A 21,881-nucleotide genomic window follows, 5' to 3' on the forward strand; every position below is an offset into this window, starting at 1 on the left:
TCAGGGCCTTCGAGAAGGCCGCCGTTTCCGTGCCTAGAACCTATGGGGATTGCTGGGGCATGCGCAAACTATTTTTTCGACGAGTTCGTATCAGTCGTCCTCGTCGCCTTCTCCGCCTTCTTGACCTGCGCAGATGGCCAGAACTTCGGTTCCGTAGCGCTGCAGCTTGCGGCTGAGGACGCCGGGGATGCGGGACAGTTCGGCCGGGCTGTCGGGCCGTGCCTCGGCGATGGCCATCAGGGTCCGGTCGGTGAAGACGCAGAAGTCGGGCTGGCCGCTGCTGCGGGCCTGGACGGAGCGCCAGGCGCGCAGTCGCTCGTAGAGGGCTTCGTCCATGTCGGAGGGGCAGTCCTCGCAGCGCATCAGTTTCATCTCGCCGGCGTCGGTGAGGGTGCGGCCGCAGACGCGGCAGCGGGCCGGGGTGCGTTGGGTGCGGCGGGGGACGGCCGGGACCTCGGTGAGGGTGCCGCGTTCGATGCCTCCGCCGGCTCCCGTGCCGGTGCGGCCGACGGTGGCGGTGGAGCCGGGGCGCAGGCCGTCGAGGAAGTGGCTGGGCCTTCGGTTGGGGCGGCCGCCGGGTGAGCGGGACAGGGACCAGGAGAGGTGGAGCCGTTCTCTGGCGCGGGTGACGCCGACATAGAGGAGGCGGCGCTCTTCTTCGATCTGTTCGTCCGTCTTGGCGTAGGTGATCGGCACCATGCCCTCGGCGATGCCGACCAGGAAGACGACGTCCCATTCCAGGCCCTTGGCCGCATGCAGGGAGGCCAGGGTGACGCCCTGGACGGTAGGGGCGTGCTGGGCGTTCGCCCGCTCGTCGAGTTCCGCCACGAAGTCGCCGAGGGTGGCCTTGGGGTGGGCGGCGGTGAAGTCGTGGGCGAGGTTGACGAGCGCGGCGAGTGATTCCCAGCGTTCTCTGGCGGCTCCGGAGCCGGCGGGGGGGTTGCTGGTCCAGCCTTCTCCGGAGAGGACGGCGCGTACCTGGGAGGGCAGGTCGACGGCGTCGTCGAGCAGGGAGTCGTTGCCGCCGAAGCGGGCGGCGCCGCGCAGGGCGACGCCTGCCTTGCGCACCTCGGGGCGGTCGAAGAATCGTTCGGCGCCGCGGAGCTGGTAGGGGACTCCGGCGTCGGCGAGGGCCTGTTCATAGGTCTCGGACTGGGAGTTGGTGCGGAAGAGGACGGCGATCTCGGCGGCGGGGATGCCGGCGTCGATGAGTTCGCGGATGCGGCGGGCGGCGCCTTCGGCCTCGGCGGGCTCGTCGGTGTACTCGGTGTAGACGGGGTCGGGGCCCGGGGGGCGTTGGGAGACGAGTTCCAGCCGGTGGTCCGCGGCGCGGCCGCTGGCCTGGGTGAGCAGTCCGTTGGCGAGGTGGACGACCTGGGGAGTGGAGCGGTAGTCACGGACGAGCTTGACGACGGTGGCGCCGGGGTGGCGGACGCGGAAGTCGAGGAGGTGGTCGGGTGTTGCTCCCGTGAACGAGTAGATCGTCTGGCTGGCGTCGCCGACGACGCACAGGGTGTCGCGGTTGCCGAGCCAGAGTTCCAGGAGGCGCTGCTGGAGGGGGCTGACGTCCTGGTACTCGTCGACGACGAAGTGCTGGTACTGGGTGCGGATCTGTTCGGCGATGTCGTGCCGGTCCTGGAGGATGGCGACGGTGAGCAGCAGGACGTCTTCGAAGTCGATGACCGCGCGGTCGCGCTTGAGGTCCTCGTAGGCCGCGTAGAGGTGGGAGATCTCGGCGGGGTCGCGTGGGGTGTCGCGGCCTGCCTTTGCTGCCGCGTACGGATAGTCGGCAGGGACGGTCTGAGTGACCTTGCACCATTCGATCTCGGCGGTGGCGTCCCGCAGCTCGCCGCGGTCCAGGCGGAGCTTGCAGGCGGCGGCCGCGTCGGCGACGAGTTGGATCTTGCGGTCGACGAGCCGGGGCATGGAGCCGCCGATTGCTTTCGGCCAGAAGTACTGGAGCTGGCGCAGTGCGGCGGAGTGGAAGGTGCGGGCCTGGACGCCGTGGGCGCCGAGCTGGCGGAGGCGGCCGCGCATCTCGCCCGCGGCGCGGTTGGTGAAGGTGACGGCGAGCACGCTGGAGGGCTGGAGGATTCCGGCGCGGACTCCGTAGGCGATGCGGTGGGTGATCGCCCGGGTCTTGCCCGTGCCCGCTCCGGCCAGGACGCACACCGGGCCGTGCAGGGCGGTGGCCACCTCGCGCTGCTCGGGGTCGAGCCCTTCGAGCACCGCGTCGGCCGAGTCCGGTGTCTGCGGGAAGAGGGTGGAGTGCGTTGCTGCTGTCACACGGCAATGCTGCCAGGTCGTCCGGGACTGCTGCGCCGGTTGTCCACAGGCGGGCCCTTGCGGTCGTACTAATGCGGCAGGTGTCACAGCCGGGCCGGATACCCCGGGCGGGAATGCGGTCCCCCGTCCTTTACGTTGTGCTCCTGCACGACCTTCCCCGAGCTGCCTGAGGAGCGCGAGAGATATGCAGGGCACTGTGACGATGTACAGCACGACTTGGTGCGGCTACTGCCAGCGGCTGAAGAAGCAGCTGGACCGCGAGGGCATCGCCTACACCGAGATCAACATCGAGCAGGACCCGGCGTCCGCCGCTTTCGTGGAGAAGGCGAATGGCGGAAACCAGACGGTCCCGACCGTGCTCTTCGGTGACGGCTCCACGCTGACGAACCCGTCGCTGGCGCAGGTGAAGCAGAAGCTCGCCGCGTAGCAGGCCGCTCCGGGCCTGTGGGAAAGGCGGCTCCTGAGGCTGTGGTGCCTCCGGAGCCGCCTTTCTGTGTCCAGTCCCACAGGAGGGTCCCGTAGGAGCGCGTGCCTGTGGTCTCAGATGAAGCTTCTCGTCGGCAGCGGCTTGCCGTACCACATCTCGATCAGGCGGGCGGCGATGGAGATGCCGTACGGGGGCAGCACCTCTCCCGATTCGAAGGCCGCGTGGAGTTCCTCGCGGGAGAACCAGCGGGCCTCGTGGATCTCGTCGCCGTCGACGTCGATGTCGGTGGAGGTGGCGCGGGCCATGAAGCCGAGCATGAGGCTGGACGGGAAGGGCCAGGGCTGGCTGGCCACGTACTCGACCTGGCCGACGGTGACGCCGACCTCCTCGAAGACCTCGCGGCGTACCGACTGCTCGATGGACTCGCCGGGCTCGACGAATCCGGCGAGCGTGGAGAAGCGGCCCTCGGGCCAGTGGACCTGGCGGCCGAGCAGGATCCGGTCCTCCTCGTCGGTGACGGCCATGATCACGGCGGGGTCGGTGCGCGGGTAGTGCTCGGCGCCGCAGGCCTGGCAGCGGCGGATGTGGCCGGCCGCGGCGATGACCGTGCGCTCGCCGCAGCGGGAGCAGAAGCGGTGGGTGCGCTGCCAGTTCTCCAGGCCGACCGCGTGCACCATGAGGCCTGTGTCCCGCGGTGAGAGCAGGAGTCCGGCCTCGCGCAGGCCCGCCGGGCGGGCGGACTGGTCGATGCGGCCGGGCAGCGCGTCCTTCTGGAGGGCGAAGTAGCTGACGCCGTCCTCGTCGATGCCGAGGAAGTAGCGGTGGGCCTCGGTGAGGGGTGCCTCGAAGGAGGGGGTCATGACGAGTTCGGTCCGGCCGTCGGGCGTCTCGTCGATGAGTACCTGGCCGCCGGAGACCACGAAGCAGCGGGTGGTGGGGTGGCTCCATGCCGCTGCGAGCCAGGCCTCGTCGAGCCGGTGGTGGGCGGCGCGGTCGATGCCGCTCGGGGCGGTCAGCGAGATGGGTCGGTCGGCGATGTGGTCGGTCCAGGTGGTCACAGGTGCTTCCAACTCCCCCAGTGGAAAGGTTCGCTTCGGCGGGCGGTTCGGGTGGGCACGGGCCGGGAGGGCACCGGGGCGGGTTCGGGTGGGGTGTGCGGGCGGTCCTTCCAGTGTGCCCCGCACGCGATGCCGTCCCGTACGGCGCCTGTCCGTCAGGGTTCGTGACGCCAGTTCTCGGCGAGGTCGCCCCACAGGTAGGCGCTGGTTTCGACGCCCTTGAGGAGGAGGTCGAGTTCGACCTTCTCGTTGGGGGCGTGCCAGCCGTCGGAGGGGACGGAGATGCCCAGGAAGAGGACGGGAGCGCCGAGGACCTCCTGGAGGTCGGCGGCGGGTCCGGAGCCGCCCTCGCGGGTGTAGCGGACCGGGCTCTGGAAGGCACGGCCCATGGCGCGGACCACGGACTGCAGCGCGGGGTGGTCGAGCGGGGTCAGGCACGGGCGCGTGGCGGGGCCGAAGCTGATCTCGAGCCTGATCCCGGCGGGTATCTGCTCGGGGGCCCAGGCGCGGACCGCCTTCTCGATGTGGTCGGGGTCCTGGCCGGCGACCAGGCGGAAGGACAGCTTCACCATGGCCGAGGAAGGGATGATCGTCTTGCTGCCGGGGCCTTGGTAGCCGCCGCCGATGCCGTTGACCTCGACGGTCGGGCGGGCCCAGATGCGCTCCAGGGTGGTGTGTCCGGCCTCGCCGTGGGTGGCGTGCGACCTGGCGGTGCGCAGCCACTGCTGCTCGTCGAACGGCAGCTCGGCGAACAGCTCGCGTTCGCGGTCGGTCAGCTCGGCTGTGCCGTCGTAGAAGCCGGGGACGGCCACGCGTGCGTGCTCGTCGTGCAGGGCGGCCACCAGGCGGGCGGCGGCGGTGGCCGGGTTGGGGACGGCGCCGCCGAAGGAACCGGAGTGGATGTCCTGGTCGGGGCCGTACAGCCGGATCTCGCACTCGGCGAGGCCGCGCATGCCGGTGCAGACGGTCGGGGTGTCCTCGGACCACATGCCGGTGTCGGAGACGATCACGGCGTCGGCGGTGAGCCGGTCGGCGCGTTCTTCGACGAGGGCCCGGAAGTGCTCGGAGCCGGACTCCTCCTCGCCCTCGATCAGCAGCTTCAGGTTGACCGCGGGGGCGGTGCGGCCGGTGGCGGCGAGGTGGGCGCGGACGCCGAGTGTGTGGAAGAACACCTGGCCCTTGTCGTCGGCCGCCCCGCGCGCGTAGAGGCGGTTGTCCCGGATGACGGGCTCGAAGGGCTCGCTGTCCCAGCCGTCCTCGCGGGCGGCGGGCTGGACGTCGTGGTGGCCGTAGACGAGGACGGTGGGCGCCTGCGGGTCGCCCGAGGGCCATTCGGCGAAGACGGCCGGGGCGCCGGGGGTCGGCCAGACCTCCGCGGTCGGGAAGCCGGTCTCCTCGAGCTTGGCGGCGAGCCATTCGGCGCTGTCCCGTACGTCGAGCGCGTGGTCGGGCTGGGCCGACACGGAGGGGATGCGCAGCCATGCCGCGAGGTCGTCGAGGAAGGCGGTGCGCTGCTGCTCGATGTACGTACGGACGGCGCTGTCCGGGGTCTGGCTCATGCTCACGAGCCTATCGGCCCGCACCGGCATCCTCGGGGGGCTGTTCGTCACACTGGGGATCCCTTGCGTGGCTCTTGCGTGTCACTCGGCCGGGTCACCGGTGAGCAGTCGTTCCAGGGCGGCCCGGCCGGGCAGGTTCGCGGGGCGTACGACCTCGCCGCTGCGCACGTACAGGAAGGCGGCCGTGACCGACTCGGGCGGCACGCCCTGCTGCTCGGCCCAGGCCAGCCGGTAGACGGCGAGCTGGAGGGGGTCGGCGCTGCGGGTGCGGCTGGTCTTCCAGTCGACGATCTCGTAGGTCGCCGTGTCGCCGCCGCCGGTGCGGTAGACGGCGTCGATGCGGCCGCGTACGACGCGGCCGGCGAGGGTGAGCTGGAAGGGTGCCTCGATCCGGTACGGGGTGCGCTGGGCGTACTCGGTGCGCTCGAAGGCGTCCTTGAGGGCTTCGAGGTCGCGTTCGTCGGCGATCTCGGCCTCGCTGCCGGGCAGCTCGTCCGGCTCCAGCATGGGCAGTGTCAGTTCCTCGAAGCGTGCTTCGACCCAGGCGTGGAAGCGGGTGCCCCGGCGCGCGGCGGGTTGCGGGGGGCGTGGCATGGGGCGTGCGAGTTCCTGTGCGAGCCCGTCCGGGTCCTCCGCGAGGAGCAGCAGCTGGGTTGCGGTCAGCGTGGCCGGCAGGGGGACGTCCGTGACGGCCTGCCGGGCGCGCAGCAGCTCGCCGGTGAGTGCATCGAGGTCGCGGTCCCAGGAGGCGATGGCGCGGGCTTCCTCGGGGGTGAGGGGCGCGGGGTGCCCGGGCTCGGTGGCGGGGGTGCGTTCGGGGGCGCGTTCGCGGGGCCGGGTGGGTTCGGCCGGGGCGGTCGCCTGGTGGGGGACGGTCGGCCGCTCGCCGGTCCAGGAGCCCGGGTCGGCGGGTTCCTCCGGGGGCGTGCCGCCCTCGTCGTACGGCGTCTCCCCGGCGAAGGGGTCCTCGTCGTACGGGCTCGCTTCGCCGTACGGGTCCTCGCCGTACGGGTCCTCGCCGTACGGGTCCTCGTCGTACGGGACCGCTTCGCCGTAGGGGACCGCTTCGCCGTACGAGTCCTCGTCGTCCGCCGGGGCGGGCCAGCCGGGGTCTTCTTCGTCCGGCGGTGCGGGCCAGTTGGGGTCGTCGAAGGCGGCGGGGTCGTGGGCGGCGGGCGGGTGGCCGTCCTGCCGGGCGGCCAGGGTGTCCAGGTGGGTGAGGACGGTTTCGGCGGCCGCGCGGCGGCGGGCCAGGGCCGCGTCGTCCAGGGGCAGGGGCCACACCGTGTCGGCGGTGGCCGTGTGCAGGGCCGGGTTCTCCTCGTCCTCGGCGGGCTCGTCGGCCCATGCCTCGATCTCGCCGTACCCGGCGGCGCAGTGGTCGTGGAGGGCCCGGAGGAAGTCGGAGGGGCCGCGCGGCTTCTTCTGGCTGGGACCCCACCAGTGGCCGGAGCCGAGGAGGAGGGAACGGGGGCGGGTGAGGGTGACGTAGCCGAGGCGCAGTTCCTCGGTGTGCTGGTGGTCCTTCATTGCCTCGTGGAACGCCTTCATGCCCCGGGAGTCCCAGGAGTCGACGTCGGGCAGGGTGTCGGCGTCGCCGCGCAGGGCGTGCGGCAGCACCTTGGCCTGCGCGGTCCACTTCTCGCGGCCCTGGGCGCTGGGGAAGGTGCCGTGCACCAGTCCGGGGACGGCGACGACGTCCCACTCCAGGCCCTTGGACTTGTGCGCGGTGAGCACCTTCACGGTGTTCTCACCGCCGGGCAGGGCGTTGTCCAGGCCCTTCTCGTACTGGGCGGCGGTGCGCAGGAAACCGAGGAAGGCGAGCAGGGTGGCCTCGCCGTCGCCGGCCGCGAAGGAGGCCGCGACGTCCAGGAAGTTGGACAGGGTCTCGCGACGGCGGGCGGCGAGCGCGTGCGGGGACGCCGACAGCTCCACCTCCAGGCCGGTGACGGCGAGGACGCGGTGCAGGACGTCCATCAGCGGGTCGGACAGGGAACGGCGCAGGTCGCGCAGTTCGGCGGCGAGGCGGGCGAAGCGCACGCGCGCGTCCGGGGAGAACGGCAGCCCGTCGTCGTCCCCGGCACGCTCGTCGGGGGGTCCCTCCAGGAAGGTGTCCAGGGCGTCGGCGAGCGATATCACCTCGGACGGGTCGACGCCTTCGACGGCCTCGGCGAGCCTGCGGTCGGGGTCGTCGGCGTCGTCCACGCGCGCGTGGGCGACCAGCAGGCGGGCGCGGCGGCCGAGGAGGGCGAGGTCGCGGGGGCCGATGCGCCAGCGCGGGCCGGTCAGCAGTCGGACCAGGGAGGCGTTGGCCCCGGGGTCCTGGAGGACTTCGCAGACGGCGACGAGGTCCGCGATCTCGGGCAGGTGCAGCAGGCCGGAGAGGCCGACGACCTCCACGGGGATGTCACGGGCGACGAGGGCGCCCTGGATCTCGGCGAAGTCGGTGGCCGTGCGGCACAGTACGGCGATCTCGCCGGGAGCCTTGTCGGTGCGCACGAGGTGGGCGATGGAGTCGGCGATCCAGTCGATCTCCTCCGCGTGGGTGGGCAGCAGGGCGCAGCGGACCGTGCCGTCGTGTTCGGCGCCGGGGGCCGGGCGGAGGGCCTCCACGCCCGCGTGCATGGCACGCAGCGGCTCGGCGAGGCCGTTGGCGAGGTCGAGGAGGCGGCCGCCGCTGCGGCGGTTCTCGCTGAGCGCCTGACGGGTGGCGGGGCTGCCGTCGGCGTGGGCGAAGTGCTCGGGGAAGTCGTCCAGGTTGGCCACGGAGGCGCCGCGCCAGCCGTAGATGGCCTGGCAGGGGTCGCCGACGGCGGTCACCGGGTGGCCCGTGCCGCCGCCGAACAGGCCCGACAGCAGGACGCGCTGGGCCACGGAGGTGTCCTGGTACTCGTCCAGGAGCACCACCCGGAACTCCTCGCGCAGCAGCCGGCCCGCCTCGGGGATGCCGGCGAGGCGGGCGGACAGTGCGATCTGGTCGCCGAAGTCGAGCAGGTCGCGTTCGCGCTTGGCGGCCCGGTAGCGCACGACGAGGTCGGCGAGCTCCCGGCGGGCGGCCGCGGTGTCGGGGACCTTGCGCAGGTCGGCGTTGGTGAGCTTGGCGCCCTCCAGGGTGCGCAGCAGGCCGGCGTCCCAGGCACGCAGTTCGTCGGGCGCCACGAGGTGTTCGGCCAGCTCGGAGTCGAGGGTGAGCAGGTCGCTGACGAGGTCGGCGAAGGAGCGGGTCAGCGCCGGGTAGGGGCCGGGGGCCTCGTGCAGCACGCGCGCGGCGAGCTGGTAGCGGGTGGCGTCGGCCAGCAGCCGGGAGGTCGGCTCGAGGCCGATGCGCAGGCCGTGGTCGGTCAGCAGACGGCCGGCGAAGGCGTGGTACGTCGAGATGACCGGCTCGCCGGGCGGATTGTCCGGGTCGATGACGTCGGGGTCCGTGACGCCGGCCTTGATCAGTGCCTTGCGGACGCGTTCGGCGAGCTCGCCGGCGGCCTTGTTGGTGAAGGTCAGGCCGAGGACCTGTTCGGGGGCGACCTGGCCGGTGCCGACCAGCCAGACCACGCGGGCCGCCATCACGGTGGTCTTGCCCGAGCCGGCTCCGGCCACGATCACCTGCGGTGCGGGCGGCGCGGTGATGCAGGCCGTCTGCTCCGGGGTGAACGGGATGCCGAGGAGCTCCTTGAGCTGCTCGGGGTCGGTGATACGGGCGGGCATGTCGTCAGAGGCTAGCGGCGGGCACTGACATCCGAGGACAGATCGGCCACCCCGGGGGGAAGAAACGCAGGTCAGCGCCTGTGGTGCCGTACGTCACCCTCGCCCCTGGCACAGGTCACTCGACCACGTGCCGCCCTTCGGGCCGGGCGCTGCAGGAGGCGCGGAACGCGCAGTGCGTGCAGTGCTGGCCGGCGGTCGGGGTGAACCGCTCGTCGAGGACCTTTCCGGCGGCGGTGGCCAGCAGCTCGCCGACCCACTCCCCCGCCAGCGGCTCTTGTGCCTGCACCTTGGGCAGGCTCTCGCCGCCCTCCCGCTTGGCCGCTCCCTGTCTGAGGTGCACCAGTTCCGCACCGCCGGGCTCCGGACGTACGCCGTCGAAGGCGTGGTCCACGGCGCCCTCACGGACGGCGAGCTGGTAGACGGCGAGCTGCGGATGGCGGGCCACGTCGGCCGCGCTGGGTGCCTGCTTGCCGGTCTTGAAGTCCACGACGTAGGCGCGGCCCTCGCCGTCCGCCTCGACGCGGTCCATCTGGCCACGGATGCGGACCTGGTAGTCGCCCGCGTCCAGGGTGACGTCGAAGTCCTGCTCGCTCGTCACCGGGGTGCGGCCGGTGCGGTCCAGTACGTGCCAGTTCAGGAAGCGTTCGAGGGCCGCGCGCGCGTTGCCCTTCTCCTGCGCGGACTTCCAGGGCGCGTCGAAGGCGAGCGCGTTCCACACCGACTCCAGGCGTTCCATGAGCACGTCGAGGTCGGCGGGGGTACGGCCGGAGGCGACCTCGTCGGCGAGGACGTGGACGACGTTGCCGAAGCCCTGGGCGGCGGTGGCGGGCGTGTCGGCCTTCACCTCGCGGCCCAGGAACCACTGCAGGGCGCACGTGTTGGCGAGCTGGTCGAGGGCACTGCCGGACAGCACGACGGGCTGGTCGTGGTGGCGCAGCGGCACCTTGCTCTCGGTCGGCTCGAACATGCCCCACCAGCGGTAGGGGTGCGCGGACGGCACCAAGGGGCGGCCGTCCTCGTCGGCGAGTGCGGCGAGTTTCGCCAGGCGGTGGGCGGCGGCCTCCCGCAGGGCCGCCGAGGCGCGCGGGTCGACGGTGGTGGCGCGCAGTTCGGCGACGAGCGCGGCCACGGACAGCGGGCGGCGCGGGCGGCCGGTGACGTCCCGGGGTTCGACGCCCAGCTCGGTCAGGAAACGGGACGGCTGGTCGCCGTCGTCGGCCGGCGCCTTCACGGCGGTGACGACAAGACGGTCACGCGCGCGCGTGGCGGCCACGTAGAACAGACGGCGCTCCTCGGCGAGCAGCGCGCCCGGGGTGAGGGGTTCGGCGAGTCCGTCGCGGCCGATGCGGTCGGCCTCCAGGAGGGAGCCGCGGCGGCGCAGGTCGGGCCACAGTCCCTCCTGGACGCCGGCGACGACCACCAGCCGCCATTCCAGGCCCTTGGCGCGGTGGGTGGTCATCAGGCGTACGGCGTCGGGGCGCACGGCACGGCGGGTGAGGGTGTCGGCGGCGATGTCCTCGGCGTCGATCTCCTCCAGGAAGTTCAGGGCGCCGCGGCCTCCGATGCGCTCCTCCGCACGCGCGGCGGTGGCGAACAGTGCGCACACGGCGTCCAGGTCGCGGTCCGCGTTGCGGCCCGCCGCGCCGCCGCGCCGGGCGGCGCGCTCCAGGCGGGTGGGCCAGGGCGTGCCCTCCCACAGGTCCCACAGCGCCTCCTCGGCCGTACCGCCGCCCGCGAGTCGCTCACGGGCCTTGCGGAGCAGCGCGCCGAGGCGCTGCGCCCCCCGCGCGTATGCCGGGTCGTGCGCGACCAGGCGCTCGGGTTCGGCGAGCGCCCGCGCGAGCAGCTCGTCCGAGGGCGGCGGCAGCGGGTTCCCGGCGACCCGCTCCTCCTCGCGCAGGGCACGCCCGAGTCGACGCAGGTCAGCGGTGTCCATGCCGGCGAGCGGGGAGGCGAGCAGGGTGAGGGCGGTCTCGGCGTCGAGCCAGTACGTGTCGGCGGCCGGCTCGGCGGCGGGCGCACGGGTGCCGATCTCGGCAGGGCTGTCCGCGTCGGCCTCGGCGAGCGCCTGGGCGGCGGCTTCGGCGGCGCCGTCCGTGCCGGCGCCTGCGACCGCTTCGATGCCGGAGTCGGCAGCACCGTCCGTGCCGGCTTCGCCACCGGCTTCGACAGGGTGCTCCGCGTCGGCCCCGGAAACCACGTCGGCGCCGGCGGCAGCAGCACCGTCCACGCCGGCCGCGGCAAGCGCATCCGTGCCGGCTTCGGCAGCGCCGCCCGCGCCGGCCTCCGGCCCCTCCGCCTCGTCGCGCGTCTTCTCGTCGCGCGTCTCCTCGCCGGGGCGCCGCGCGGCCTCCGCCGTGGCAACCGCTCTGAGTGCCGTCAGCAGCGGGGCGACCGCCGGCTCGTGGCGCAGGGGCAGGTCGTCGCCGTCGATGTCCAGGGGGACGCCGGCCGCGGTGAGGGCGCGGCGGAATACCGGGATGGAGCGGGAGCCGGCGCGTACCAGCACGGCCATGTCGTTCCAGGGGACGCCGTCCTCCAGGTGCGCGCGGCGCAGGATGTCGGCGATGTTGTCCAGTTCCGTACCTGCCGTCGGGTACGTGTAGGCCTCGACGCGGCCGCCGTCCCGCACGGCTTTCGGCTCGCGGTGGGCGCGTACCTTCTCGGCGGGCAGCCGGGTCAGCGGCATGCGCTGGGTGATCAGGCGGGTCGCGGCCAGCAGGGCTGCGCCGGAGCGGCGGGAGGTGCGCAGCACCTCGACGGGGGCCGGTCGGCCGTCCGCGCGCGGGAAGGCCCCCGGGAAGTCCAGGATGCCGTTCACGTCGGCGCCCCGGAACGTGTAGATCGACTGGTCGGGGTCGCCGAAGGCGACCAGCGTGCGCCCACCGCCGGCCAAGGCCTGCAGGAGCCGCACCTGGGCGGGGTCGGTGTCCTGGTACTCGTCGACGTACACGGCGTCGTACCGGGCGGCGAGCCGTGCCGCGACCTCGGTGCGGTGGGCGAGCAGCACCGCACGGTGGACCAGTTCGGCGTAGTCGATGACGCCCTGCAGGTCGAGGACGTCGAGGTACTCGGCGAGGAAGGCGGCGGCCGCGCGCCAGTCGGGGCGGCCGATGCGGCGGGCGAAGGCGTCCAGTGCGCCGGGGCCGAGGCCCAGCTCGCGGCTGCGGGCAAGGACGGCGCGGACCTCGTCGGCGAAGCCGCGCGTGGTCAGGCAGGCGCGCAGCTCGTCCGGCCAGCTCACGTGGTCGAGGCCGAGCCGTTCCAGCTCGGGCTGCCCGGCCAGCAGCCCGCGCACGGTGACGTCCTGCTCGGGGCCGGAGAGCAGGCGCAGCGGCTCCGCGAACAGGCCGCTGTCCTGGTGGGCGCGGACCAGGGCGTAGCAGTACGAGTGGAAGGTGGTCGCCCGGGGCGCGCGGGCCGCGCCGATGCGCAGGGCCATGCGGTCGCGCAGGTCGACGGCGGCCTTGCGGCTGAACGTCAGGACCAGGATCCGTTCCGGGTCCCCGCCACGGGCGATTCGCGCGGCCACGGACTCCACCAGGGTGGTGGTCTTGCCGGTGCCCGGACCTGCGAGAACGAGGAGCGGTCCGGTCTTGTGGTCAACCACGGCGCGCTGTGTCGCGTCAAGACGAGGGGGATCCACTTCGGCAGGCGGGGTACGGACCAGCCGGTAAGCGCCACGGCTCCCCTGCCGCACCGGGGGGTGCGGCAGGCGCCTGATGGAGGAAGAGGAGCTCACGTGGTTCGCCGGTCCTGGTGGTTGTGCTGGTGGGCAGGCGGTCACGCGTGCGAGGCGGTGGCCGCGGGGTGAGGTGGACACGTGCAGCCGACGCTACGCCGCCACCTCGGACGGAAGCAGGGCTTCCGCTTCTTCCCTCGCGGCTCTCGTGGCCCTCGTGTCACGTGGGTCCCTCACCACACGAACGTACGTCATGCCACGGACGTCCCCCGTGTCCCTCGTACGGGCCACGGGTTCCCCTCGACGGCATCCGATGGCGGAAGCTGTCAGGTGTGACCCTCCGCGACCGTGCCGCCGTCCCATCGCGCGCGTCTCATGTCGAGCCGCGGCAGATGGCCCTCGGTGCTCCTGCCCGCCTCCTTCAGCGGCGTGCCCTCCGCGCGGTAGTGATCGAGGGCACGCAGCTCGTGGCCGGGGAGCAGCTTTCCGTCGGAGCGCACCACACGCCACCAGGGGACGGCTCCGCCGTAGAGGGCCATCACCCGGCCGACCTGGCGCGGGCCGCCCTCCTCGAGCCACTCGGCGACATCGCCGTACGTCATGACCCGGCCCGGCGGAATGCGCTCGGCGACCTCCAGGACCCGCTCGGCGTACTCCGGCAACGCGTCCTCGTACCCCTCTCGGGTGTCCTCGGCAGGGCTCTGCTCGCTCATTCGCCCCATCCTGCCGCACCCCACCGACAACGTGGCGCGAAGTCCGGGTACGGCCCTCTCGCCCTCGCGCGGCGCTTCCGGCAGACTGTCCGACCGCCCATCCGCACCCTGATGCCCGCGTGTGCCGGTGGGGCATGCCACCATCGTGCGGGCGGTGACCGGTGATACGAGACCAAGAAGAGACCATGATGCAGCAGGGCGTGCACCCCGAAGGCGCGGAGGGCACCTCTGACGCTGCCGCGCGTCCCGACACCGCCCGCTCCGGCCAGGTCGGCACCGGCGCCACGGCCCCGGACGAGGCCGGTTCTCCGGGCCCGGACGACACCAGTTCTCCGGGCACTCCGGGCACTCCGGGCACTCCGGGCGAGGACGTGCACACGGACGACGGCGCGCGCGACGACGGCACGCGTGCGCGCGGCGACGTCACCGGCGCCGCCGAGGAAGCACCCGTCCCCGGGAACCCGCGCCCCGACGAGGGCCCGGGCTCCGGTGACGAAGATCCTCATCCGGAGGAGGTCGAGGGCGACGAACCGCTGCTCCCCGCGCGCGTGCACCGTCCCTCCGACCTCATGCGCTTTCTGGTGGGCGTGCTCGCCGTCGTCGTGCTGCTCGCGATCGCCGCGTTCGCGCACGGCACCACCTCGGGCCTCGAACAGGACATCAACAAGGGAACCGGACAGGCCCCGGACCTGCTGATCAAGATCGCGGGACTGGCGTCCAGCATCGCGATCCTCCTGGTGCCGGTCGCCTTCGCGATCGAGCGGCTGATCAAACGGGACGGGCTGCGGATCGCCGACGGCGTCCTGGCGGCCGTCCTCGCGCACGGAGTGACCCTCGCCACCGACCTGTGGGTCGCCCAGGCCGCACCGGACTCCATCCAGGAGGCGCTGACCCAGCCCTCACCGGGCGACATCCACGCCCTGACCGACCCGGTGCACGGCTATCTCGCGCCCGTCATCGCCTATATGACGGCCGTCGGCATGTCCCGCAGACCGAGATGGCGCGCGGTGCTGTGGATCGTGCTGCTGCTCGACGCGTTCTCGATGCTGGTCACCGGCTACACGACTCCGTTCTCGATCATCCTGACGGTGCTGATCGGCTGGACCGTCGCCTACGGCACGCTGTACGCGGTCGGCTCCCCCAATGTCCGCCCCACCGGCCGGACCCTGATGGCGGGCCTCAGGCACGTCGGCTTCCACCCGGTCAGCGCGGCCCGCGAGGAGTCCGTGGAGTCGGAGAACGGCGACCGCGGACGGCGCTACTTCGTCACCCTGGAGGACGGCCCGCCGCTGGACGTCACGGTCGTCGACCGGGAGCAGCAGGCCCAGGGCTTCTTCTACCGCGCCTGGCGCAACCTGACCCTGCGCGGCTTCGCCACCCGCTCCAGTCTCCAGTCGCTGCGCCAGGCGCTGGAGCAGGAGGCTCTGCTCGCGTACGCGGCGATCGCCGCGGGTGCCAACGCACCCAAGCTGATCGCCACCTCGGAACTCGGTCCGGACGCGGTGATGCTCGTCTACGAGCACACCGGCGGGCGCACGCTGGACTCGCTGCCGGACGAGGAGATCACCGACGAGCTGCTGCGCCACACCTGGCACCAGGTGCGGGCGCTGCAGTCCCGGCGCATCGCGCACCGCAGGCTGGCCGGTGACGCGATCCTGGTGGATCGTTCCGGCAAGGTGATCCTCACGGAGCTGCGCGGCGGCGAGATCGCGGCCGGCGATCTGCTGCTGCGCATGGACGTCGCGCAGCTGGTCACCACGGTCGGTCTGCGGGTGGGCGCCGAGCGGGCCGTGGCCTCGGCCGTCGGGGTGCTCGGCCCGGACGCGGTCGCCGACTGCCTGCCGATGCTGCAGCCCATCGCGCTGACGCGCTCCACGCGCGCGACCCTGCGCAAGCTGGCCCGCGAGCGCGCCGAGCGGGAACGCGAGGCGGTGCTGGAGGCGTCCCGGCAGGCCAAGCAGGCCCGGCCGGCGGAGGCCTCCGAGACGGCCGGGCCCGTGCTCGAGAAGCGCGACAAGAAGACGGTCCGGGCCGAGCAGCGGGCGGAGAAGCGGGCCCTGGACGAGGCACTCGACGAGGCCCGCGAGGAGGATCTGCTCACGCAGATCCGCCACGAGGTGCTGCGGATCAGACCGCAGGCCCCCGTGGAGCCGGCCCGTCTGGAGCGGGTGCGGCCGCGCACACTGATCAGCTTCATCGCCGGTGCCATCGGTGCGTACTTCCTGCTGACCCAGCTCACCCACATCGAGTTCGGTCCGCTGATCGCCAACGCCCAGTGGGGCTGGGTGCTCGCCGCGGTGCTGTTCTCCGCGCTCAGCTACGTGGCCGCCGCGATGGCCCTGCTGGGGTTCGTACCGGAGCGGGTGCCGTTCCTGCGGACGGCGGCGGCCCAGGTCGCCGGGTCCTTCGTGAAGATCGTCGCGCCGGCGGCGGTCGGCGGTGTCGCCCTGAACACGCGCTTCCTGCAGCGCCAGGGCGTGCGTCCGGGGCTCGCGGTGGCGAGTGTCGGCGCGTCGCAGCTGTTCGGGCTCGGCTGCCACATCCTGATGCTGCTGTCCTTCGGCTACCTGACCGGTACCGAGAAGACGCCGTCGCTGTCGCCGTCCCGGACGGTCATCGCGGGGCTGCTGACCGTGGCGGTTCTGGTGCTCGTGGTGACCTCGGTGCCGTTCCTGCGGAAATTCGTCTCCACGCGCGTGAGGTCGCTGTTCGCCGGTGTCGTGCCGCGCATGCTCGACGTGCTCCAGCGGCCGCAGAAGCTGGTCACCGGCATCGGCGGCATGCTGCTGCTGACCTTCTGCTTCGTGATGTGCCTGGACGCCTCCATCCGGGCGTTCGGTGACAACTCGACCTCGCTGAGCATCGCCAGTGTCGCCGTGGTCTTCCTCGCCGGAAACGCGCTCGGTTCCGCGGCGCCCACCCCGGGCGGCGTCGGCGCGGTCGAGGCGAGCCTGACGCTCGGCCTGATCGCCGTCGGCCTCCCCAAGGAGGTCGCCGCGCCGGCCGTCCTGCTGTTCCGGCTGCTGACGCTGTGGCTGCCGGTGCTGCCCGGCTGGCTCGCCTTCAACCAGCTCACGCGCAAGGGTGCCCTGTAGGAGCAGCGGCGCGGAACAGGCCTGCACAGCAGGCCAGGGGCGTACCTCGTACGGCTCGCGTCCCGCGCGCCCCGGCGGGCGCGCGCGCAGGATGGATGTATGGCGAACCCCTTCCGGCTGCGTGCCGCTGCTCTGACCACCAGCGCCGTGGTGCTGGCCGCTCTGCTGGCCGGATGCAGCGAGGGTGCCAAGGACGGGGACCTGCCGGCACAGAAGCTGGACTGGAAGGACTGCCCGGTGCCGTCCGCGGCGGAGGGCGGCGGCACCTCTCCGTCCCCGCTGCCCAGCGGCGCCAAGTGGCAGTGCGCCACCATGAAGGCCCCCCGGGACTGGAGCGACCCCAAGGGCCCCACCATCGACATCGCCCTGATCCGTGCCAAGGCCACCGGTGACCCGAGCCGGCGGATCGGCTCGCTCGTGTTCAACTTCGGCGGCCCCGGCGGCAGCGGCGTCACCACGCTGCCCGCCTTCGGCGCGGACTACGCCGCCCTGAACACCCGCTACGACCTGGTGAGCTTCGACCCGCGCGGGGTCGGCCGCAGCGCGCCCGTGAAGTGCGAGAGCGATGCCCAACTCGACGATTTCTTCCAGCAGGACGCGACCCCCGACGACAGCGCCGAACGCGCCCAGCTGCTGGACCGCACCAGGCAGTTCAACTCGGCCTGCGAGAAGAACTCCACGAAGATCCTGCCGCATGTGCGCACGACCGACGCGGCCCGCGACATGGACCTGATGCGCCAGGTCCTCGGTGACGACAAGCTGCACTACTTCGGCATCTCCTACGGCACCGAACTCGGCGGCGTCTACGCCCACCTGTTCCCGAAGAACGTCGGCCGGGCCGTCTTCGACGCGGTCGTCGACCCCACCCTGAACCCCGAGCAGAGCGCGCTCGGACAGGCCAGGGGCTTCCAGCTCGCGCTCGACAACTTCGCCGAGGACTGCACTTCGAAGACGACCGAGTGCCCCATCGGCGACACCCCGCAGGAGGTCAAGGACCGCATCGCCAAGCTGCTGGCGGACCTGGAGAAGAAGCCGATCCCCGGCATCTTCCCGCGGCAGCTGACCCAGACCGCGGCGACCAACGGCATCGCACAGTCCCTGTACTCCAAGGACTTCTGGGAGTACCTCACCGAGGGGCTCGAGCAGGCCTACGAGGGCGACGGCAAGATCCTGATGCTGCTGTCCGACTCGATGAACGGGCGCAGCGAGAACGGCGAGTACAGCAACATCACCGCGGCCAACATCGCCATCAACTGCGCCGACGAGAAACCGCGGTACAGCGCGGACCAGGTCCAGCAGGCGGTGCCCGAGTTCCGTGCCGCCTCCCCGGTGTTCGGGGACTATCTGGCCTGGGGGATGGTCAGCTGCACCGACTGGGCCGTGCCCGGGGCCGCCGAGCACCCCGACGTCAGCGCGCCGGGCTCGGCGCCCATCCTCGTCGTCGGCAACACCGGCGACCCCGCCACCCCGTACGAGGGCGCGAAGAAGATGGTGGACGCGCTCGGCAAGGGCGTCGCCGTCGAGCTGACGTACAAGGGCCAGGGGCACGGGGCGTACGACAGCAAGAACAAGTGCGTGCAGAGCGCGGTGAACGACTACCTGCTGGACGGGAAGGTGCCGAAGGCCGGCACGGTCTGCTCCTAGAATCCGGCAATCCCTGTCGGCAATCCCGGAACGGACACCCGACCACCCTCGCAAAGCCGCAGGTCAGATGGTTATCCACAGGCTCGCGCAGGCTGATCCCGCTCCGCCTACCATGGCCTGAACGCCCGCTGCGGCACGACGCGGAGGGCCTGCGAGGGGGTGCGCATGTCTCGATTCCTGCGGTGGACGGCCGCCGCGGCCGCGGCGCTGCTGGTGGCCGGATGCGGCGGCTCGCCGGACGGGGGTCATGGCGAGGGCAAGGGGACCGGCTCGGCCACAGGGACCGGCCGGACTCCCGCACCGGCGCCACCGTCCACGGCGGACCTCCCCGCCTCGCTCACCTCCCAGCACCTCGACTGGCGCCGCTGCAAGGCCACCGGGGACTCGGGCGCGCCGAGCGACGAGTGGCGGTGCGCCACGCTCAAGGTCCCGCTGGACTGGTCGAAGCCGGCGGGCAGGACGATCGGCCTCGCTCTTGTCCGCGCGAGGGCGACCGGGAGCGACCGGATCGGCTCGCTGCTGTTCAACTTCGGCGGTCCCGGCGGCTCGGGCGTGTCGGTCATGCCGTACTACGGCGCCACCGTCTCCAAGCTGCGCGAGCACTACGACCTGGTGAGCTGGGACCCGCGCGGGGTCGGCGCGAGCGAGGGCATCCGCTGCCGTGGCGACCGGGACATCGAGGCGGCGGAGGGTGTGGACATCACCCCGGACACCCCGGCGGAGGAGAAGGCGTACCTGCAGGACGCCACCGCCTTCGGCAAGGGGTGCCAGAAGGCCGCCGGCCCGCTGATGGCGCACGTCTCGACGACCGACACCGCACGCGACATGGACCTGATGCGGCAGGTGCTCGGCGACCGGACGATGCACTACTTCGGCATCTCCTACGGCACCGAACTGGGCGGTGTGTACGCCCACTTGTTCCCGAAGCAGGTCGGCAGACTGATCCTCGACGCGGTGGTCGACCCGACCGCTGACGCGGTGGGCCACGCCGAGAACCAGGCCCGCGGCTTCCAACGGGCCCTGGACGACTACCTGAAGTCCACCGGCCAGGACCCGAAGCAGGGTTCGCGGAAGATCGTGGACCTGCTCCGGCGGCTCGACTCGAAGCCGCTGCCGACGTCGTCCGGGCGGAAGCTGAACCAGACGCTCGCGGTCACCGGCATCATCGTGCCGCTCTACAGCGAGGCCGGGTGGCCTCGGCTGACCAGCGCGCTCAAGTCGGCCGAGCAGGGTGACGGTTCGCAGCTGCTGGCGCTCGCGGACGACTACAACGAGCGGGACGCCTCGGGGCACTACGGCACGAGGGGCCATGCCCAACGGGTCATATCGTGTCTGGACGACAGGCAGCGGCCGACGCTCGCGCGGACGAAGAAGCTGCTGCCGGAGTTCGAGCGGATCTCGCCCGTCTTCGGGGACTTCCTGGGCTGGGACACGGCCGGCTGGTGCCACGACTGGCCGGTGCCCGGCCAGTACGACACCCCCGAGGTCAGCGCGCCGGGTGCGGCACCGATCCTCCTGGTCGGCAACACCGGGGACCCGGCGACGCCGTACGAGGGTGCCCGCAGGATGGCCGACGAGCTGGGCAGGGGCGTCGGTGTGGAGCTCACCTGGAAGGGCGAGGGGCACGGGGCGTACGGCAATGGGAGCGACTGTGTCGACTCGGCGGTGAACGCCTACCTGCTCGACGGGTCGGTACCGAAGGACGGCACGGTCTGCTCATGACGACGGCCTGCGGGTGCCTGCCCATGACGGAGAGTCAAATACGCACCCCTTCGTCATGAGGGGCGCGGTGCATCAGGAATCCGTTCCGGTTGCAGGCCGGTGGGCACCGTAGGATCGTGGTAAATGACGGGCCTATGGGACTGCCGAAGCGCTGGTGAAAGTACGGTGTCCGGCTCCCCGCCCCTTCACGGACGACCCCACGAAACCTAGCGCTCTCTGAGCCACGCATGTCATTCCGGCATCCGGGTCGGCCTACTCAGGACTAGTCATAAACCAACGAGCAGGTGATTCCCATGTCTACGCGCATGTCTCGCAGGAATCGTACTCTCGCAGCCATGGCCCCGATCGTCACCGCGGTGCTGGCCGGGGGTCTCCTGACGGCCAGTCCCGCCTCGGCAGCGCCTCCGGTCGGGCAGGTGTCCTTCAGTGGCAAGGTGACCTGCAAGAGTGCATTCCCGGCCCCCAACAACTCTGTCCCCACCCGGGTGTCGCTGGACAGCGGTGAGGACGATGCGCAGGGTCCCACCAACAACCCGGCCGACCGCAGGGCGACGTTCGGCCCGATCAGCCTCGACGCCCCGTTGGACTCAAGCTTCAGCCTCACGGTCGATGTCACGTGCAAGGCACCGGGCAAGAAGCCCCAGACGTTCTCCAGAACGATCTCGCAGGACAACCTCACCGAAGGCGACTCGGTCCCGCTGAACATCAAGTAGGCGCACGGACGACCACAGTTGGCGACGGCCAGAGCCCAGCAAAACGGCGGGCCACGGAGCAACTCCGCGGCCCGCCATTGGGGTTGATCAGTAGACCGGCTTCTGCGGCTCGATCTGGTTGACCCAGCCGATCACGCCGCCACCGACGTGGACGGCGTCCGCGAAGCCCGCGGACTTCAGGACGGCGAGGACTTCCGCACTGCGGACACCCGTCTTGCAGTGCAGGACGATCTTCTTGTCCTGCGGCAGGCCCTCCAGGGCCGTGCCCAGGAGGAACTCGTTCTTCGGGATCAGCTTGGCGCCCGGGATGGAGACGATCTCGTACTCGTTCGGCTCGCGGACGTCGATGATCTCGATGTTCTCGCCGTCGTCGATCCACTCCTTGAGCTGCTTGGGAGTGATCGTCGAGCCGAGCGCCGCCTCCTGGGCCTCCTCGGAGACGACGCCGCAGAAGGCCTCGTAGTCGATGAGCTCGGTGACGGTCGGGTTCTCGCCGCAGACCGCGCAGTCCGGGTCCTTGCGGACCTTGACCTGGCGGTACTGCATCTCCAGGGCGTCGTAGATCATCAGGCGGCCGACCAGCGGCTCACCGGTGCCGGTGAGGACCTTGATCGCCTCGGTGACCTGGATGGAGCCGATGGACGCGCACAGCACGCCCAGCACGCCGCCCTCAGCGCAGGAGGGGACCATGCCCGGCGGCGGGGGCTCGGGGTAGAGGCAGCGGTAGCAGGGGCCGTGCTCGGACCAGAAGACCGAGGCCTGGCCGTCGAAGCGGTAGATCGAGCCCCACACGTACGGCTTGTTCAGCAGCACACAGGCGTCGTTGACCAGGTAGCGGGTCGCGAAGTTGTCCGTACCGTCGACGATCAGGTCGTACTGGCTGAAGATGTCCATCACGTTGTCGGCTTCGAGCCGCTCCTCGTGAAGGATCACGTTCACGTACGGGTTGATGCCCTTGACGCTGTCGCGCGCGGACTCGGCCTTGGAGCGGCCGATGTCGGCCTGGCTGTGGATGATCTGGCGCTGCAGGTTCGACTCGTCGACCTCGTCGAACTCCACGATGCCGAGGGTGCCCACGCCCGCGGCGGCCAGGTACATCAGCGCCGGCGAGCCCAGGCCGCCGGCGCCCACACAGAGCACCTTGGCGTTCTTCAGCCGCTTCTGCCCGTCCATCCCGACGTCGGGGATGATCAGGTGGCGGGAGTACCGGCGGACCTCGTCTACGGTGAGCTCAGCAGCTGGCTCGACCAGGGGTGGCAGCGACACGGGGACTCCGTTGG

The 21,881-nt window shown here is 71.9% G+C and carries 12 protein-coding genes; 5 read left to right on the top strand and 7 right to left on the bottom strand.

The window, feature by feature from the left end; genetic code table 11:
• Nucleotides 1-90 precede the first annotated feature (90 nt).
• Nucleotides 91-2,286 carry an ATP-dependent DNA helicase UvrD2 gene (locus tag FB157_RS26560; RefSeq protein WP_186581687.1) on the bottom strand — a complete coding sequence of 732 codons (2,196 nt, stop codon included), beginning with the start codon at nucleotides 2,284-2,286 and terminating at the stop codon, nucleotides 91-93.
• Between the two features lie 184 nt (nucleotides 2,287-2,470).
• Here FB157_RS26560 and FB157_RS26565 point away from each other — a divergent pair, with 184 nt between their 5' ends.
• The gene (locus tag FB157_RS26565) at nucleotides 2,471-2,713 is read left to right on the top strand and encodes a mycoredoxin (protein ID WP_145883157.1); all 243 of its coding nucleotides are present in this window, start codon (nucleotides 2,471-2,473) and stop codon (nucleotides 2,711-2,713) included.
• A 113-nt stretch (nucleotides 2,714-2,826) separates the two neighbouring features.
• On the opposite strand, the gene nudC is transcribed toward FB157_RS26565, so the two are convergent.
• From nudC to FB157_RS26595, 5 genes are all read right to left on the bottom strand, one after another.
• Nucleotides 2,827-3,771 (bottom strand): NAD(+) diphosphatase, encoded by a 945-nt coding sequence (gene nudC / locus FB157_RS26570; RefSeq protein WP_145883158.1) that lies wholly within the window; start codon nucleotides 3,769-3,771, stop codon nucleotides 2,827-2,829.
• 155 nt (nucleotides 3,772-3,926) lie between these two features.
• Complete coding sequence (locus tag FB157_RS26575; RefSeq protein ID WP_145883159.1) at nucleotides 3,927-5,330, bottom strand: dipeptidase; 1,404 nt, start codon at nucleotides 5,328-5,330, stop codon at nucleotides 3,927-3,929.
• Nucleotides 5,331-5,411: 81 nt separating this feature from the next.
• Complete coding sequence (locus FB157_RS26580; protein WP_145883160.1) at nucleotides 5,412-9,032, bottom strand: UvrD-helicase domain-containing protein; 3,621 nt, start codon at nucleotides 9,030-9,032, stop codon at nucleotides 5,412-5,414.
• Between the two features lie 115 nt (nucleotides 9,033-9,147).
• Complete coding sequence (locus FB157_RS26585) at nucleotides 9,148-12,774, bottom strand: ATP-dependent DNA helicase (RefSeq protein WP_186581688.1); 3,627 nt, start codon at nucleotides 12,772-12,774, stop codon at nucleotides 9,148-9,150.
• A gap of 266 nt (nucleotides 12,775-13,040) precedes the next feature.
• The gene (locus FB157_RS26595) at nucleotides 13,041-13,427 is read right to left on the bottom strand and encodes an MGMT family protein (RefSeq protein WP_145883163.1); all 387 of its coding nucleotides are present in this window, start codon (nucleotides 13,425-13,427) and stop codon (nucleotides 13,041-13,043) included.
• Nucleotides 13,428-13,612: 185 nt separating this feature from the next.
• Between FB157_RS26595 and FB157_RS26600 the strand changes: the two genes are divergently transcribed.
• From FB157_RS26600 to FB157_RS26615, 4 genes are all read left to right on the top strand, one after another.
• Nucleotides 13,613-16,522 carry a lysylphosphatidylglycerol synthetase family protein gene (locus FB157_RS26600; RefSeq protein WP_145883164.1) on the top strand — a complete coding sequence of 970 codons (2,910 nt, stop codon included), beginning with the start codon at nucleotides 13,613-13,615 and terminating at the stop codon, nucleotides 16,520-16,522.
• A 99-nt stretch (nucleotides 16,523-16,621) separates the two neighbouring features.
• A complete protein-coding gene (locus FB157_RS26605; protein ID WP_145883165.1) occupies nucleotides 16,622-18,166 on the top strand; it encodes an alpha/beta hydrolase in 1,545 nt (514 codons plus the stop codon).
• Between the two features lie 165 nt (nucleotides 18,167-18,331).
• Nucleotides 18,332-19,888, top strand: a complete 1,557-nt coding sequence (locus FB157_RS26610; RefSeq protein WP_145883166.1) for an alpha/beta hydrolase — start codon at nucleotides 18,332-18,334, stop codon at nucleotides 19,886-19,888.
• 335 nt (nucleotides 19,889-20,223) lie between these two features.
• Nucleotides 20,224-20,601, top strand: a complete 378-nt coding sequence (locus tag FB157_RS26615) for a hypothetical protein (RefSeq protein ID WP_145883167.1) — start codon at nucleotides 20,224-20,226, stop codon at nucleotides 20,599-20,601.
• Nucleotides 20,602-20,688: 87 nt separating this feature from the next.
• On the opposite strand, the gene moeZ is transcribed toward FB157_RS26615, so the two are convergent.
• Nucleotides 20,689-21,867, bottom strand: a complete 1,179-nt coding sequence (moeZ, locus tag FB157_RS26620; RefSeq protein WP_145883168.1) for an adenylyltransferase/sulfurtransferase MoeZ — start codon at nucleotides 21,865-21,867, stop codon at nucleotides 20,689-20,691.
• Nucleotides 21,868-21,881: the final 14 nt, after the last annotated feature.

The organism is Streptomyces sp. BK340, assembly GCF_007827595.1.
GTDB lineage: Bacteria > Actinomycetota > Actinomycetes > Streptomycetales > Streptomycetaceae > Streptomyces.

Coding starts and splice junctions, on each gene's coding strand:
- FB157_RS26565 (WP_145883157.1), top strand. CDS start 2,471: ATGCAGGGCACTGTGACGATGTACAGCACGACTTGGTGCGGCTACTGC.
- FB157_RS26575 (WP_145883159.1), bottom strand. CDS start 5,330: ATGAGCCAGACCCCGGACAGCGCCGTCCGTACGTACATCGAGCAGCAG.
- FB157_RS26580 (WP_145883160.1), bottom strand. CDS start 9,032: ATGCCCGCCCGTATCACCGACCCCGAGCAGCTCAAGGAGCTCCTCGGC.
- FB157_RS26595 (WP_145883163.1), bottom strand. CDS start 13,427: ATGAGCGAGCAGAGCCCTGCCGAGGACACCCGAGAGGGGTACGAGGAC.
- FB157_RS26600 (WP_145883164.1), top strand. CDS start 13,613: ATGATGCAGCAGGGCGTGCACCCCGAAGGCGCGGAGGGCACCTCTGAC.
- FB157_RS26605 (WP_145883165.1), top strand. CDS start 16,622: ATGGCGAACCCCTTCCGGCTGCGTGCCGCTGCTCTGACCACCAGCGCC.
- FB157_RS26610 (WP_145883166.1), top strand. CDS start 18,332: ATGTCTCGATTCCTGCGGTGGACGGCCGCCGCGGCCGCGGCGCTGCTG.
- FB157_RS26615 (WP_145883167.1), top strand. CDS start 20,224: ATGGCCCCGATCGTCACCGCGGTGCTGGCCGGGGGTCTCCTGACGGCC.